At 47.4% G+C, this 17,104-nt stretch carries 13 protein-coding genes; 11 read left to right on the top strand and 2 right to left on the bottom strand.

Going from position 1 to position 17,104, the window contains the following annotated elements; translation table 11 throughout:
• Window positions 1-33: 33 nt before the first annotated feature.
• The 10 genes from ACFE8Q_RS24715 to wecB all read left to right on the top strand — a co-directional run bounded on the left by ACFE8Q_RS24715 (window position 34) and on the right by wecB (window position 13,002).
• A complete protein-coding gene (locus ACFE8Q_RS24715) occupies window positions 34-2,409 on the top strand; it encodes a GumC family protein (RefSeq protein ID WP_375448122.1) in 2,376 nt (791 codons plus the stop codon).
• A 38-nt stretch (window positions 2,410-2,447) separates the two neighbouring features.
• Window positions 2,448-3,767, top strand: a complete 1,320-nt coding sequence (locus ACFE8Q_RS24710; protein ID WP_375448121.1) for an oligosaccharide repeat unit polymerase — start codon at window positions 2,448-2,450, stop codon at window positions 3,765-3,767.
• A gap of 134 nt (window positions 3,768-3,901) precedes the next feature.
• Window positions 3,902-4,897 (top strand): glycosyltransferase, encoded by a 996-nt coding sequence (locus tag ACFE8Q_RS24705; RefSeq protein WP_375448120.1) that lies wholly within the window; start codon window positions 3,902-3,904, stop codon window positions 4,895-4,897.
• 17 nt (window positions 4,898-4,914) lie between these two features.
• Window positions 4,915-6,165 (top strand): lipopolysaccharide biosynthesis protein, encoded by a 1,251-nt coding sequence (locus ACFE8Q_RS24700; RefSeq protein WP_375448119.1) that lies wholly within the window; start codon window positions 4,915-4,917, stop codon window positions 6,163-6,165.
• A 14-nt stretch (window positions 6,166-6,179) separates the two neighbouring features.
• The gene (locus tag ACFE8Q_RS24695; RefSeq protein ID WP_375448118.1) at window positions 6,180-6,914 is read left to right on the top strand and encodes a class I SAM-dependent methyltransferase; all 735 of its coding nucleotides are present in this window, start codon (window positions 6,180-6,182) and stop codon (window positions 6,912-6,914) included.
• A 2-nt stretch (window positions 6,915-6,916) separates the two neighbouring features.
• A complete protein-coding gene (locus ACFE8Q_RS24690) occupies window positions 6,917-7,942 on the top strand; it encodes a glycosyltransferase family 4 protein (protein WP_375448117.1) in 1,026 nt (341 codons plus the stop codon).
• Window positions 7,939-9,093 carry a glycosyltransferase gene (locus ACFE8Q_RS24685; RefSeq protein WP_375448116.1) on the top strand — a complete coding sequence of 385 codons (1,155 nt, stop codon included), beginning with the start codon at window positions 7,939-7,941 and terminating at the stop codon, window positions 9,091-9,093. The genes ACFE8Q_RS24690 and ACFE8Q_RS24685 overlap by 4 nt, the downstream gene beginning before the upstream one ends.
• A gap of 11 nt (window positions 9,094-9,104) precedes the next feature.
• On the top strand, window positions 9,105-9,917 hold the full coding sequence (locus tag ACFE8Q_RS24680) for a class I SAM-dependent methyltransferase (protein ID WP_375448115.1): 813 nt from the start codon (window positions 9,105-9,107) through the stop codon (window positions 9,915-9,917).
• Window positions 9,918-9,920: 3 nt separating this feature from the next.
• On the top strand, window positions 9,921-11,846 hold the full coding sequence (gene asnB, locus ACFE8Q_RS24675) for an asparagine synthase (glutamine-hydrolyzing) (protein WP_375448114.1): 1,926 nt from the start codon (window positions 9,921-9,923) through the stop codon (window positions 11,844-11,846).
• A gap of 31 nt (window positions 11,847-11,877) precedes the next feature.
• Window positions 11,878-13,002 carry a non-hydrolyzing UDP-N-acetylglucosamine 2-epimerase gene (wecB, locus tag ACFE8Q_RS24670; protein ID WP_375448113.1) on the top strand — a complete coding sequence of 375 codons (1,125 nt, stop codon included), beginning with the start codon at window positions 11,878-11,880 and terminating at the stop codon, window positions 13,000-13,002.
• On the opposite strand, the gene ACFE8Q_RS24665 is transcribed toward wecB, so the two are convergent.
• Window positions 12,988-13,773 (bottom strand): DUF268 domain-containing protein, encoded by a 786-nt coding sequence (locus ACFE8Q_RS24665; protein WP_375448112.1) that lies wholly within the window; start codon window positions 13,771-13,773, stop codon window positions 12,988-12,990. The genes wecB and ACFE8Q_RS24665 overlap by 15 nt on opposite strands.
• A gap of 23 nt (window positions 13,774-13,796) precedes the next feature.
• Complete coding sequence (locus ACFE8Q_RS24660; protein WP_375448111.1) at window positions 13,797-14,723, bottom strand: hypothetical protein; 927 nt, start codon at window positions 14,721-14,723, stop codon at window positions 13,797-13,799.
• Between the two features lie 159 nt (window positions 14,724-14,882).
• Between ACFE8Q_RS24660 and ACFE8Q_RS24655 the strand changes: the two genes are divergently transcribed.
• On the top strand, window positions 14,883-17,081 hold the full coding sequence (locus ACFE8Q_RS24655) for a bi-domain-containing oxidoreductase (protein WP_375448110.1): 2,199 nt from the start codon (window positions 14,883-14,885) through the stop codon (window positions 17,079-17,081).
• The last annotated feature ends 23 nt before the right edge of the window (window positions 17,082-17,104 follow it).

The following is a 17,104-nucleotide window of genomic DNA, read 5'->3' as shown; positions in this document are numbered from 1 at the left end:
CTTCTTAGCATACCAGCACAATCCGTAACCAGCATGACATCGATTGGACAATCAGAAAATCAGTTCGGCCAGGAATACATCAAGTTTCTGGCGACAAAATACCTGCGTAACTGGTACTGGTTTGTGCTAACGCTCGTCATTAGCCTGGTGGGCATGTTTGCTTATCTCACCACACTCAAGTATTCGTTCAACGCCCAGGCGAGCATCCTGATCAAGGAAGAAGACAGCATGGGTGGGTCTTCTAAACAGGACCTGATGGAAGAACTGGATATGTTCGGTTCCAAGAAACAGGTGGAGAATGAGATTGAAGTGCTCAAATCGTACAAACTCGCTCAAAAGGTTGTCGATGACTTAGGGCTTGATCTGGTTTACTCGTACAAAGACCGCTGGCGGGTGCGCGATATCTACCGCGATGCCCCTATTGTGGTAAAGGTGTTGAAACCCATTGAATCAGCCTATGACATCCCTGTCAAGGTGACTGTAGCTCCCGGCAAAGCCATCATGGATGGCGTGGTTTGTCCATTCGGGAAAGCAACGCAATCGCCGCTGGGGTTGGTACTGGTTACCAAACGCGACAGCGTTACAACCCAGCACCGGGACATTACCGTTACGATGGAACACCGGGTGGGCGCCATTAAGTCGTTCGTCAAACGATTGCGCGTATCACAACCCAATAAATCAGCGTCGGTCCTTTTCCTGACAATGGAAGACACGGCGCCCGACCGCGCCGAGGCGTATCTCGACCGCCTGATTTACTTCTATGAACTCTCATCGCTACAGGATAAAAACAAAGTAGCCGCCAACACCCTGCGGTTCGTTGAAGATCGCCTCGGCATTATTTCCCGTGAATTAACCACCGTTGAAGGCGATATCCAACGCTACAAAACCAACTCGGGCATTGTCGACCTGAGTTCGGAATCGACCCTGTTTCTCGACAAAGTAAAAGAAAACGATACCCAGCTTAGTCAGGTGAACATTCAGTTGGGTACGTTGAGCGAGATTGAAACGTACCTGGCCAGCAAAGGTGGATCCCGGATCGTCTCTCCCTCGACAGTCGGGCTGGAAAGCCCGACGCTAACAGCGCTCATCGGTAACCTGTTTGACCTGGAAGGCCAACGCGAAAAACTGATTCGGACTGTTCCCGAAAAATCAGTTCCCATCGAGACCATCGACGAACAGATTCGGAGCACGAAACGAAACATCGCCGACAATGTGCAAACGCTGCGCCGTATTCTGATCAATACCCGAGCCAGTTTGCAAACCACCAACAAGCGAATTGAGTCGACCATTCGCACGATTCCGCAGAAAGAACGGCAACTGCTCGATATTTCGCGGCAGGCCAGTATCAAGGGCAATCTGTATACGTACCTGTTGCAGAAACGCGAAGAGACGGCCATGTCGTTTGCCTCCACCGTTTCGGATCTGCGCGTGATCGATGACGCCCAGGGCGACCCGCAGCCGGTAAAACCCGTGAAGCGCAATTATTACCTGGTCGCGCTACTCGTAGGCTTATTGTTACCCGTACTGGTGCTTTGGCTGATCGACTATTTCAACAATAAGATCAGCCGGAAAACACAGGTTGAAGACGCCACCGAAACGCCCATCATTGGCGAGATCATTCAGTCCGACGCCACCGAGTCGCCCCTGGAAATGACGCCCAAGAGCCGGTCACTTCTATCCGAGCAGATTCGTGCGTTACGGACGAACATTCAGTTCTTCAACCCGGAGAGCGGCACTAAACAAACGATTCTGATCACCTCCAGCATTAGTGGTGAAGGCAAATCGTTTATCTCGCTCAATCTGGCTGCCAGCCTGGCTATCGCCGACAAGAAAGTAGTTATGCTGGAACTGGATATGCGGAAGCCTAAACTGCACCGTTACATCAAAGAAACCAGCCCGCAAGGCTTATCAAGTTACCTGTCTGGTCAGGCCACGCTGGATGAGATCATTAAACCGGTTCCGGGCTATGATAACCTGTTTTTTATCCCCTGCGGCATCATTCCTCCCAACCCATCCGAACTGATCAGCGGCGATAAAATGCGCTACCTGTTCGAGAACCTGCACGAACACTTCGATGTCGTCATTGCCGACACGCCGCCTGTGGGGTTAGTAACGGATGCCAACATTCTGGCCAAATACGCCAGCATGACGCTCTACATTGTGCGGCACCTGTATACGGGTAAAGGATTCCTGAAAAACATCGATACCCTCTACAAAGAGAAACGATTCCCCAACATGTGCCTGGTCATCAACGGCATTGATATGGAGAAAGACTACGAGTACAACTACGGATACGGATACGACGCTGGTTACGGCTACATGTATCGCTCCACGTATGGCGACGAGAACACGAAGTCTCAAAAAGTAGCTAAAAAAGGCTTTGGTTTCGATTTCTGGAACAGGAAATAATAGTAGAGTAATTCACAATGAATAGCAAAACTATCATATTGACATTAACCCTCCTTTTCGGAATAGGACTTAGGTACGTTTCTGAGTTGTCAAACTATGAAGTTTTAGCTTTCTCTTTTTCACTATTCACATTTCTAAACTTATTCATTGAATTCGGCAACTCTATTGCTTTGCGGGAGTTGATGGGTTTCGTTGCTTCATTACAATTACTTCTTTCGACTGCTTTAGAGTTTGTTTATCAACCAGAGGAAATGCCATTACCCTCGGATGAGTATTTTTCATACGCATTACCTGCTGTTGTCGCATATTATACCGGGCTTTTTCTTCCAATATTCAAAACGCAAGAACACGTCCTGCTCTTATCTAAAGCTAAAACTCATTTAATCGGAAAGGATAATATCAGTACAATATTATTGGTAATAGGCATAGTCGGAGCTATAGTTTATCAATATGTACCAATACAAATTAAAGCGATAGTGTACCTATTTTCTATATGCCTATATGCATCTGTAATGTATGGACACTACCTTTCGGGCAAGATAAAAAGAATCACACTGTCAGTAGCTTTTGCTTTACTAGTGTATACAACTATTAAAGAGGGGGCATTCGGCCATCTAATATTTTGGACAACCCTGTACTTTATCATTGCGTTTACTGGTACAGATCGTGGGAAAAGTTTGCAACTTAAATCATTTATTGTTCTAGCCGGAATCGTTTTTATCGTTATAGTTCAGTCAGTGAAAATGGATTACCGTTTAGGAACTTGGGGTAATAAGATTACTGAAAGGCGTGCAGATCCTGAGCTTCTTATGCAACTGGTAAAACAGCGAATTGATGATCCAAGTTATCTATTAAGCAGAGAACATTTTTTGTCTGTAGCTCATCGATTTAATCAAGGCAACTTAGTAGCACTAGCTCAATCGTATGTGCCTAGGGTAGAACCTTATGCAGACGGAGAAATCCTTTTTCATTTCGTATACCCTATAATACCAAGGTTATTTTGGAATGAAAAACCGATTACCGGCGGTGTTGCCAATATTACTCGATTTACTCCTCTTATCCACTCAGGTACAAGTAGCTCAAACATTTCTCCGTTTGGAGAAGCATATGCCAATTTCGGGATTGTGGGTGGAATTGTCTTCATGTTCATTTTCGGACTACTATTCAACTATTGCTTTAGTAAAATATTAAGAATATCTGAAAATAAACCATCTTTATTATTATGGCTTCCTTGCTTGTTTAGTGGTTGTCTTACTGTTGAAACAGATGTACTGTCAATGTGGGGAAGTTTTATATCTACTTCTATATTTATTGCTGTATTTTGGTTTGCGTTGAAAAGACTTAACATTAATCTTTAATATATTCATAATACCTACGTGTAAATTATACTAATCATTAAAAATTATTTCATATTACTTTACATCTGGCTATTCAAAACACAAAATATAGGAAAGCGAATTTTTCAACGTCTAGCCTATCCACGTTCACAAAGATGAAAATAGCTATAATTGGCAGTACAGAATTTGATTCGCTAGAGTGTCATTTACAAAGTTCATTCAATCATCTTGGCCACGATGCCTATATAATGGACCTGGCCAGTATAAGCCGGGTACCACTATCTGCCCAGTACTGGTTGACTCGATTCATAAATAAATATGACGAAATAGTATGCACTAAACTGGCAAATCGCGTGGCAGATCAGCACCCTGACCTGGTACTCGTTGTCTTCCGCCATCTGCATCCGATAATCGTCGATCAACTGAAAATACGGTTACCTGGTCGGCTGATCATACAAGTAAACCCCGATACGATTGCCACCTTAGATCGCCAACAAATTATTGCATCAAATTTCGACTATTACTTTTCAAAGGAACCCTTCCTGGTCGATACATTACGCGCTAAAGCAGGGTTGAACGCCTACTATTTACCAGAAGGTTTTAATCCACGCATGAATGTTCGCCCGGCCATAGCCAAAAGTCAGGCTGAAGCCCAGGTGAATATAGATGTATTGATGTATGGAAACCTGTATCCATATCGTGCCCGAATGGCCGAGCAATTACTGAAGGCAGGTATCCGGGTAACTATTTATGGCCGTCCTGCCGCTTTTACCCCATCCCTGGTCAAATCAGCTTATGTAGGTCGCTACCTGGTTGGTGAAGAAAAAAACCAGATGTTATACGGAGCAAAAATCATTTTCAATAATTTCTACTTTGCCGAGATTACATCCGCCAACCAGAAGTATTTCGAAATTAATGGTACAGGCGGATTTCAACTGTCTGATTACAAACCACTTTTAGAGGATTATAGCGGCGTTCCCTGTAGCCAGGTGACGTTTACATCCCTGGATGAGGCGATCGACAAGATTCGATACTATCTGGCTAATCCACTAGAGCGTTATGCGATAGCCGACAGGCAGTACACTCATTTTCAGCAACATCACACATTTGACCACCGAATGGTACAACTGCTGACTACCATTGGTTATTAGCAACCGCCTCTTACCTCATGGGTGTAATTTACTTTCTGCGGACTTATAAGGATAGCCCTGTTACCAGGACTATTACCTTATTATTTGGCGGGCAGGTAGTAATGGCAATAGCCGGCCTGATCCTGGGAAAGGCTATTGCTCTTTACATTCCACCTACCGAATTAGGTGATTATAACCTGCTACTTTCAGGCTTGAATCTGGCTCATGTCGTCTTGATAGTCCCCATATTACAGGCATTCAAAACTGATCAGGCTCAGCTTGGTATTCGTGCTGCTTTCCCATTTTACAGTCGACTCATCGGTTTGGCTTACGTACTTTGCGCGGGTGCTCTGCTCGTTTTTGGCTATGTGTATGATCAATTTCTACCTGCGTTACTGATCAGTGCTGCCGGCATTGGACAAGGTCTCTATTCGGGCAGCATCGACTATCTGAACCTGAATGGCAAGCATCGCTTTTACACAGCCATCCAGCTAAGTTATTCAATCGGAAACCTGTTGTTATTTGCCCTGGTGGTCATTAATTATCACCAGTCAACATCGCTGGGTTTATGGCTATGTCTGGCGTTAAGTAACGTTATTTTTGCCGGTATAGGGCTTACTTATTCATACAAGCTGATACCCGCCACCCGTTTGAACGTACCTGACTTACCCACCTTCGCAACGTTCTGGCGGTATGCGTTCCCACTTATTGCTCTGGCTTTGTGGGGTTGGGTAATCAACTACGGCGATCGGTATTTAATCAGTTTATATCTATCTGAAGCAGACGTAGGCCAGTATAGTGTCGGCTATGGTTTAGGGGCTAAACTGGTTATTCTCGTTAGCCCATTTGTTGTTCATTCAACCCGACAGGTTTACGCACTACGTGCGGCCAACGTACCCACAAAGGCTGTCTGGCTGGTACAGCGAAAGTACCTTTTTACCTACGCAGCCCTAGCAGGCAGCGCGTGCGTGGCCTATCTGTTGCTACGCGACGAACTCGGATTATTGCTCCTGTCCGATACCTACAAAGAGGCTTTCCAGATAGGTCCTGTAATTGCCTTCGGCTACCTTTTCCTTACTCTCATTCATTTGCTCGAAGTGCAATGGTATGCCTACGGATACACCAGGCTGATTTTATGGACAACCATTGCCGGGGCAGTAGCCAATATAGGGTTCAATCTGATTTTCATTCCTTATTTCGGCTTAATCGGTGCTGCATTTGCCTCACTACTGGGCTTCCTGATTCAATTTGTAGTGGCTTGTTTCTTGTACAAAAGTCACCTATACTAACCTTATGCTGCAACATGACACCTTATAAGCAGAGACTATATGACGCTTACGTGAGCAGCGGTCAGGGTTCACTGCCTGCCAACACCGCTGCACTGCCCGAAATGCTGTTTAAAACGAATCGTCCATACGTCGACTCGATCATACGCCCCTTATTACCAACCGACAAGATGGCCGCTATAGTAGACCTGGGTTGTGGCAACGGTTGTTTCATTTATTTTTTCAAAAAATACGGCTACCTCAATCTGGTCGGCATCGATGCATCGGCCGAACAGGTTAAAGTAGCTAATGAGTTAGGTCTCCAGGAAGTCCGGCAAGGGCATATTCACCAGTTTTTAACAGCCCATAAGGAAAGTAAAGACGTATTTTTGCTCATGGATGTGATTGAGCATTTGACTGTACAAGAAACATTTGACTTGCTCGACCTGGTACATTCACAATTGAAACCGGGTGGTAAACTAATCATGCACGTACCCAACGCCGAAGGTCTTTTCGGGATGCGCATCCGATATGGCGACTTAACTCATGAGCAGTGCTTCACCACTACATCGGTACAGCAGTTGCTGAAAACTGTTGGCTTCAATGCGATTATCTGCAAGGAGGAAAAGCCGGTAGTGCATGGACTTATATCCTTACTACGCCGGGTTATCTGGGAGTTAGGCACCTTGAACTATCGGTTACTACTTTTAGCCGAAACGGGTTTAACAGGGTCTATTTTATCTCAGAACATGCTTGTTGTTGCCACTAAGTAGCCGTGAAAACGATCCTTTATATCTTCAGAAATAAGCAGGCCGGATTCAGCATAGAAGGTCTATTTACGAAGTTAGCAGTTGCTATCAGATCACAGCACCGTTTCAGGGTAACCGAAGTCTATATGCCCAATCTGGGTGTGAGTATTCAAACATTGTGGAAAAACCTTCGCTTCACCTTTCGGCAACAGGCTGATATTTACCATATCACAGGTGAACTTCACTATCTGGCCCTTGCACTACCACCAGCCAGAACTATACTGACAATCCACGACTGCGTATCGCTCGAACGCCAACACAAAGCTGGAAACGTTATCAGGTTCAGTTTCATCTATTTATTATTTTATTACCTACCCATACGCCGGGCTGAATATGTCATCACGATTTCCGAAAAATCAAAGCAGGAACTGATTCACTTTGTTGGCCCTAAATTGTCTGGCAAAATCCGTGTAATTTCGAATCATTATAACCCTGATCTGAAACCTTCTCGAAAGGAATTTAACAGTAAACAGCCACGCATACTTCATATAGGAACAGGAGAAAATAAAAATTTACCTCGCCTTGTTGATGCCCTACAAGGTATACCTTGTACACTGGTAATTATTGGACGGCTCTCCGTTTCTCAGAAAGACCAGCTTACCGAGTCAGGCTTATCATACACCCAGAAAGAAAATTTGCCGGACAGGGAAATAATAAAAGAATATGAAGCCTGCGATCTTGTCTCCTTTGTTTCGACATATGAAGGATTTGGTATGCCAATTATTGAGGCTAATGCTGTTGGCAGAGTGGTGTTAACGTCTTCTCTTTCACCAATGCGCGAACTGGCAGGAGAGGCCGCTCATCTGGCAGACCCCTATTGTATCGATTCCATTCATTCAGGCATACAATTACTTATCAACGACTCCGCCTATCGGGAACGGCTTATCCTCGCCGGGTATCAAAACGCGGCTAAGTATACTATTGAGAACGTGTCGGCCCAATATGCGGCTCTTTACCAGGAAGTACTCACCCACGAGGAGCAAGCCCTATGAATGAGCCAACAAGTAAGAAAAAAACACTTTTGATCTTCGTTGAGTATTTTCTGCCCGGTTATAAATCAGGAGGGCCTGTGCATTCTATATCCAACTTATTATCACTCTTAAAAAACCAGTATACCATTTATCTGGTATCTCGTGATCGGGATTATAAAGATGACAATCCTTATGCGGGAATTGTCACAAATCAGTGGCTTGATCGCACTTTCTATAGTATATTGTATGCCAGCCCACGAACTATTAATAGTTATTATTTTAAAAAATTAATAACTCAGACAAACCCAGACCATATCTATCTTAACAGCTTATTCGGAAGCATGTCCCGCATACTGCTTTTGATCTCTTTTGCCCACAAACGAAAGATTATTATTGCGCCCCGTGGCGAATTACAAGCTAGTGCGTTATCCATAAAATACCAAAAGAAGCGTCTTTTTCTTGCCCTGTTAAAGAGAATATTCAACTCAAATTTAATTACATGGCATGCGACCAGTAAAGCAGAAACAGAGGCGATAAAACATGTGTTCACGCGGCCATCAATTAAGTTTATACCCATTATTTTGGCCCCGGATACGCCTGCACTATTACCCCATCGTGAGGAATATGTAAAGGAAAAAGGTGTATTGCGAATGGTGTTTATTTCCCGAATCGCTCCAGTAAAAAACCTGCACTTCCTCCTTGATTTATTTCCTAAGCTATCTGTCGGGAAAATTCATTTGTCTATCTATGGCCATATAAATGATGACCGTTACTGGAAAAAGTGCAACCAGCTCATTACGGCCTATAGTGGTCCACACGAAATAAAGTACCAGAATTATTTACCCAACGGGCAGGTTCCCCAAACCCTGGCCCAGAACGATTTCTTCGTGTTGCCAACCCTCGGAGAAAGTTTTGGTCATGCAATTTTCGAATCATTATCAATTGGCGTACCTGTACTAATCAGCGACCAGACACCCTGGCGAAACTTAAGCGAACAATTGGCTGGCAGCGACTTACCTTTAGAAGGATCCAGTTGGATTGACGCCATAAATCACTATGTATCAATGGAAAACGACACCTATCAACAGTATGTTGCCGGAGCGTTAAGGGTATCCAGAGCGTACATAGATGAACAACAGTTTCACGAAAGCTATTCACACTTATTCTCGTAATAGCCCTACACATGATGGATCTCGACAAGCAGCAAGTTCATGCTTTCTGGAATGAAGCATCCTGCGGAGAAACGCTTTATCTAACTGGTACCGATCAGCAGGGTAGTTATAAGCAACAAGCGCAAATCCGCTATCAGTTAGAGCCTTATATAGTTGATTTTGCTCGCTTCGACGACTCTTCAGCGCGTCATGTGCTGGAAATAGGGGTAGGTCTGGGTGCTGACCATCAGCGCTTTGCTGAAGCAGGTGCTTTGCTGAAAGGCTGTGATCTAACCCCGCGTGCGGTGAAGCATACCCAGGAAAGGCTGGCCTGCTTTGGGTTACCGGCAAACGTACAGGTTGCCGATGCAGAGGCACTCCCTTACGCAACAAATGAATTCGATCTTGTTTACTCGTGGGGTGTGATTCACCACAGCCCTGATACGCCGAAGGCCGTTTCGGAGATTCATCGAGTGTTAAAGCCGGGTGGTGAAGCAGCGGTTATGATCTATCATACCCACAGCTTTGTCGGGTATATGCTCTGGGTACGTTATGCCTTCCTGACGGGCCGATGGACTCTATCACTAGCCGATATTTATGCCCGATTTTTAGAAAGTCCGGGCACCAAAGCGTATACCTTACCAGAAGCGAAAGCGTTGTTTTCCGGCTTCAGTCTGGTAACTATTCATACGGTTCTCACACACGGCGATTTGCTGAGTTCTCAGGCAGGGCAGCGTCATGCAGGTACGTTGTTAACCGTAGCCAGGCGCCTGTTTCCCAGAAAGTTCATTCAACATTTCTTTCCTACGCATGGATTGTTCATGCTGATAAAAGCCACTAAGTAACGTATGTGCGGAATAGCAGGACAGGTAGGCCAAGCGTTGGTTTCACCCGACTATTGGAAGTCGTTTCTAAGCCATCGTGGCCCAGACGGCAATGGTATTTATCAAGCCCATAACCTGACGCTCGCCCACACCCGACTGGCTATACTTGACTTATCTGCCAATGGTCATCAGCCCATGCAAACCAGCGATGGCAGGTACGTTGTTACCTTCAATGGCGAAATTTATAACCACCTCGATTTGAGAGCCGATTTACGCCGCCGGGGCTGTCAATTTCGGTCAACGAGTGACACAGAGACACTTTTGTATGGTTTCGCTGAGTTTGGAACGGCTATTTTTAGCCGCCTGAACGGCATTTTTGCCTGCGCTATTTATGATACGCAAACGCGCAAATTAGTTTTGGCCCGCGACCAGTTTGGTGTAAAGCCGTTATACTATTACCATCAATCAGACCAGTTTCTGTTTGCCTCCGAATTGAAAGTCATTGCCGGTTATCCGGGTATAGACCAGTCTCTCGACTACACGGCCCTGAGTCAATACCTGCATTTTTTGTATGCACCGGGTGAACAAACTCCGCTACGGCATGTGAGAAAACTATTACCAGGCCACTACTTATGCGTATCGGTCGATCTGCCATCCACGATGTCGATCAAGCAATATTATTCCCTGCCACTTCGGGGCGTTTATGATCAGCGCCCCGAAGCAGAGCTGATCGAGGCGCTGGACCAGCAAATGCGGCAAGCCGTAGACCGTCAATTACAGTCTGATGTTCCCTTAGGTTTTTTTCTCTCCGGTGGTCTGGATTCCAGTGCCGTTGTTGCTCTTGCTGCTCAACTCAGACCTAAGGAGCAGTTAACCTGTTACACGATCCGAACAGCTTCATCTCAAAAGTCATATGAAGGTTTCGACAACGACCTTCCCTACGCCAGGCTGGTAGCCAAACACCTTGGAGTGAAGTTGATCGAAGTAGCAGCGGAATCAGATATCGTTCGGGACTTTAGCAAGGTCATTTATCATCTCGACGAACCTCTGGCAGATACGGCCCCGATCAATGTACTTAATATATGCCGCCAGGCTCGGGAAAACGGCCATACCGTGTTGTTGGGAGGCACCGCTGGCGATGATATTTTTTCGGGTTATCGTCGCCATCAGGCATTAAGTATGGAAGCGCTGTTTCAACACCTGCCAAGTGGAATGGGTAAGTTGGCTTCTGCTATTTTGTCTCAATGGCCAGGCCAGCACCCACAGGTCAGGCGCCTCCAGAAAATAGCAGAAGGATTGGGCAAACAACAGCCTGACCGGTTAGCCGATTACTATGGTTGGTTACCTTATTCGATAAACCGGAGCCTTTTCACGCCAGCGATACAGGCAATGCTTCCTGATATACACCCTCGGCATCGACTACTCACTGCGCTATCCCAGATTCCAGACGAGTCATCGCTCCTCAACCAGCTCCTGTTCTGGGAGACAACATTCTATCTACCTGATCATAATCTGAATTACACAGACAAGCTAAGTATGGCGGTAGGCGTAGAAGCAAGAGTACCTTTTTTAGATGTGGAACTGGTCAATTTCGCCGCTCGATTACCGCCAGCGCTCAAAATGAAAGGGCGCGAAACTAAATACATTTTAAAGAAGCTGATGGAGCGCTATCTGCCTAACGAAGTCATTTACCGACCTAAAACCGGCTTTGGCACCCCACTGCGAAGTTGGCTCATGGCTGGGCAACTTGACGGGCTTTTTGAGCAATACCTCTCTACCGACGTACTGAACCGGCGAGGTATTTTTGATCCAAAAAACGTTCATAGGCTCATTGAAAACACTAAAAATGGACACCTGGACGCAGTCTATAGCATCTGGGGGCTCGTAGCTATCGAGGCCTGGTGCCAGCAATTCATAGATGCCCCCGCCTATTCATTACTTGACCAGTAGGATCAATGCCACTGTATTAACGCGTCTCTATATGAAGATTTTGAACGTTGTGGGCGCTCGGCCCAATTTCATGAAAGTGGCTCCGCTGCACCGTGCTTTTTTAAGGCACAATGACATCGAGTCGAAAATTGTGCATACCGGCCAGCACTACGACGCCAGAATGAGCGACGTTTTTTTCAACCAGATTGGTTTACCAAAACCAGATTACTACCTCGGCGTTACCAGCGGCACTCACACTCAGCAAACTGCCGATATCATGACCAAATTTGAGGCCGTGATGCAAACCGAACAACCCGACTGGGTGGTGGTGGTGGGCGACGTGACGAGCACGCTGGCCTGTGCGCTGGTAGCCGTTCGGATGGGTGTGCAGGTGGCACACGTAGAAGCAGGCTTGCGGTCGGGCGACCGACAGATGCCCGAAGAGATCAACCGGATTCTCACCGATAACCTGTCCGACTTGCTGTTTGTCACAGAGCAGGCCGGCCTCGACAATCTACGTCGCGAAGGCATCGCTGATGAGAAAGTCAAGTTCGTTGGCAACGTCATGATCGACTCGCTGGTGCGTTATCGAGACCAGGCTGCCGCGCTGAACATGGTTCAAACATTGGAGTTAACGCCTGGAGAATATATTCTTCTTACCATGCATCGACCATCAAACGTGGATACTGTTGACGGGCTGCGGGCACTTGTACAGATCGCCAGTGAAGCAGCCCAATATGATCCGGTTGTCTTTCCACTTCATCCACGTACCCGTTCCAACCTGGCCCGCTTTGGCCTGCTCGACCAACTGACTACACTCAAGAATGTACGGTTACTGGAACCGCAGGGTTATCTGGAATTTCTGAATCTGATGGAACACGCCAAAGCAGTTGTTACGGACTCAGGCGGTATTCAGGAAGAAACAACGTACCTGCAGATTCCCTGCCTCACCTTCCGCAACAGCACCGAACGCCCCAGCACCGTTGAGTTCGGCACCAATACCCTACTCGCTGACCTTGATCCCAGTACGGTCAGCAACCACCTCAATGCCATTCGGTCGAGGAAAGGTAAGCAAGGAACGATACCACCACTTTGGGATGGTAAAGCTGCCAATCGAATCGTGGACGTTTTACTTAATTCTTCGTTACCAGAGAAAATAGATTTAGCGCTTCCTTAGCTCGAAAATACCGCAGCCATATCGACACCCAAAGTTACGTTGAACATCAGTTGGCTTCAGGTCGACGTGTTTATGTAAATCGCCTTTGTCATCGACATACGAGAAGTGCAACAGATCATAATCTGTTTGAAACATATCCAGTAGATAAGCTACACTGAATACACGATGGGCGTTAAACTCAATTCGTTGTGGGCCAATTGGGGTTGAAAAATAGAACATACCTCCTTTCCGCAAAACCTGCCTGATAGCCTGAAGTCCTTTTAAATAGCCTTGCGGGTCAAGTGGGTCACCATAGCGACCCAGCCCAAAATGCTCGATCGTGTGCAGGCACGAAACTGAATCGGTGTAGTCTATTAATCGTTCATCCACCTGCATAAGATTTGCCTGCGTAAATCGAACATTATCAATAAGATCATACAAAGGTCTGATGTCGAATACCTCCACTGGCCGGTATGATGCTACATGAGCAACGAACCCATCAATTCGTGATCCTATATCGACATGCCTGGCGGGTGCATTGTTAAATACACGTTGTGCAACGAGCAGATCCTGATGAAAGTAATGTCCTTTAACGCTGCCACTACTCGCTCGTTTATCATTCAGTAGCGGATAAAAGGAGTCAATTGGAAAAAGCGGATTTGGTCCTGCCAGTTTTTTAAAGGCTCGATAATCAGACCAGAACCACCTCAGACCAGTGATATTCTGAAATAAACGTAGCGGATCAATTCCTAAAAATGTAAGTATAGCGTAAAGCTTGCGAAGAATAAACATTAAAGTTATTTAGTAGTAGTTAATCAAGCAGTTTTCAGCACCTCTTGCTCACCTGTTGCTGGGTCATACAATTCAACTGCCTCAAGTTCAGGTTGAAAGTCGGTAACTGGCTCCTGATAGTGATAGCGGAGCTGGTAACCCGCCAGCATTTTTGCATTCAAATAGGCAGGCGCTATATCGAAGCTACGGTTACCGTTGTATGTCTGCACCTTGTTTAGAATAAAACCGACCAAACTAGGTTGAGCATCGAAAAATAACGTACTATACAAATGAGGCTGAACAGTAGAGATGTATTCGTTTACAAACCCTTCTAGTGAATTTGGATTAGCGTAATTCAAACGCCGTAGCACTGGCAACAACGCCTGGCGAGTATACAGATGCCCATCAACCGAAAAACGCCATGTCCAATGTCCGAGATCAACCAGGTTAGGTTCTATCCGCCAAACGTGACCGCCAGTTTTGTCAGCCTCTATGTTAATTGGTAGTGGCCTAAGCGATAAGCCGTGGCGTAGACTTAGAGTATACCTATGGAGTGAATCGCCGAGTACAGTGTTGAGCCGAACACGATCAATTAGGACAGGACGCGTGAACAAACTGTCGTCGGTAAGGAACAGAACACCTTCGTGTGGACTATTTGCGATAATTTGCTCAGTCAACGACTTAAAATTAGTCGTGCGCCGTAGGCTCGAATGCGTCAAGTACCGATACAAATTCTTCCAGTATCGGGTTACTAATGGCCATGCCCATTTATGCTGTCGTCGCTCCCGGTGAAACTGAATCTGCGGATACGCCCGTACAACCTGCTCATATCCCGCTTGATAGTCGTCGTTGTCGGCAGCGTACAAAACATGGATTGAATAGGGGGCATCGACTTGTAAGTACGCCAATAGGCTACTCAATAGGGTCTGAAGTTGTAAGGCACGATTATATGAAAAAATCAGTAAGGTCATATGATGCGGTAGAGGACGTCAGTCAATTCATCAAAAGTAGATAGTACTCCCACAGATTACCGCTCAGTTTTCAAAGATATTTCCACTCCCTGAGGGAGGGAGTCAGTAAGAGCGTAGAGGCTATTGTTCCTACCTTTGCCCGAATCATTACCCCCGTAGATGTACCAGCTTATACAGAATTTAAAGTCCGGCGAGACGGTGCTGGAGACAGTGCCAGCGCCTCAGGTACGTGCCGGCCAAGTGCTGATTCGCACCCGACGCACGCTGGTATCACTTGGTACCGAACGGATGCTGGTCGATTTCGGCAAGGCAAATCTGCTCAGTAAAGCCCGTCAACAGCCCGATAAAGTAAAGCAGGTCATCGAGAAAATCCAGTCAGACGGGCTGTTGCCAACTTTAGAGGCTGTTTTTCGGAAGCTAGACCAGCCACTGCCACTTGGCTATTGCCATGTGGGCGAGGTAGTGGCCGTGGGCACAGGCATTACCGATATCAGCGTTGGCGATCGGGTGGCGTCTAACGGGCAACATGCCGAAATGGTCTGCATTCCCCGTAACCTGGTGGCTAAAATTCCCGATTCGGTCACCGATGATCAGGCGGCGTTTACCGTTATTGGTGCCATCGGCCTTCAGGGTATCAGGCTGGTGAACCCTACGCTGGGTGAAACCATCGTGGTGGTTGGCCTGGGACTGATCGGGCTGCTTACGGCCCAGCTTCTGCGCCTGAACGGCTGCCGGGTGATCGGCCTCGACCTCGACGAACGGAAGCTAACGCTAGCCCGCACCCTGGGCATTGACACGCTTAATTCCGCCAACACCGACGTGGTGAAAGCGGTAATCGACGTAACCGGTGGCACCGGAGCCGACGGTGTGCTGATCACCGCCTCTACCAAGCCGAACGCGTCCCGGTCAGACGAGATCATGACGCAGGCGGCCCGGATGAGTCGTAAACGCGGGCGCATTGTGCTGATCGGTGTGGTTGGGCTGAACCTAAGCCGCGCCGATTTCTTTGAGAAAGAACTGACATTTCAGGTTTCGTGCTCATACGGTCCGGGCCGCTACGACGCTGATTATGAGCAGGCTGGCCACGATTATCCACTGCCGTTTGTCCGCTGGACCGAAAACCGCAATTTCCAGACGATCCTGCACCTGCTTGGCACAGGGCAGCTACAGGTAGACCCACTGATTACGGAGATTGTTCCCCTGGCCGATTACCAGCAGATTTATGGCCGGATGAATGGGTCGGCTAGCATCGCCTCACTGCTCAGCTACCCCGATACACCCGAAGCGGCGACCCGCTTCGGCGATCGGCTGGGTACGCTGGTCAGGTTGCGTGCCGCGGATATACCACTGGCCAAATCGGCAGGGGTCGTTGGCATCATTGGTGCAGGCAATTTCGCCGGGTCAACCCTCGTACCTGCCTTACAAAAAGCCGGAGCCACCCTGCAAACCATCGTTAGTGCCAATGGACTCAGTGGTACGCTGCTGGCGAAAAAGCATGGTATTGCCCAAAGTACAACCAACTACCAGGACGTATTGACCGACCCCGCCATTGACCTTTGCGTGATCACTACCCGTCATAACAATCACGCAAAACTGGTGGTGGAAGCTTTGCAGGCAGGCAAACATGTGTTTGTGGAAAAACCACTGGCCATCTACGAGGATGAGCTGGCCGATGTGATAAATGCCCACCAGACTACCGATCAGGTTAACGAACGGATGGTGATGGTTGGGTTTAACCGTCGGTTTGCGCCTACGGCCCGGAAAGCCAAGGCATTACTGGGCGGTGCCGGTAGCGATGCCGTACCGATGAACGTGATCGCCACCATGAACGCGGGGGCTATTCCGGCCAACTCGTGGGTACACGACCGGGCAGTTGGCGGCGGGCGTATCCTGGGCGAAGCCTGCCATTACGTCGACCTGATCACGTACCTGACGGGAAGCCGGGTAGTAGCAGTCTGCATGAACGCGATGGGGCAACATCCATCAGAGATCACCGATTCGGCGTCGATCCTGTTGCGGTATGAGAATGGATCAACCGGCGTAATCAACTATTTCGCCAATGGCAGCAAAGCATACGCCAAGGAACGAATCGAGGTATATTCGCAGGAAAGAACGCTCATCCTCGACAATTTCAAGTCGTTGAAAGGCTACGGATTCCGTGGGTTCTCGAGCCAGTCGGGTGGTCAGGATAAGGGCCATACCGAGCAGTTTCGGCGGCTCATTGATACCCTGCGCACGGGCGGGGCACCCCTGATTCCGTTTGCCGACCTGGTAAACACGACCGCCGCAACCCTGGCTGCCCTGCGTAGCTTGCACGAAGGAGGATGGGCACAGGTACCAATGAACAATTATCAATGAACAATGGCTCCGCTTGGGGAAGT

Origin of the sequence: uncultured Fibrella sp., from assembly GCF_964250085.1 — a bacterium.
Taxonomy (GTDB): Bacteria; Bacteroidota; Bacteroidia; order Cytophagales; family Spirosomataceae; genus Fibrella.
Note: the sequence above shows the minus strand (reverse complement) of the source record. Positions and strands in the feature narration are given on the sequence as shown.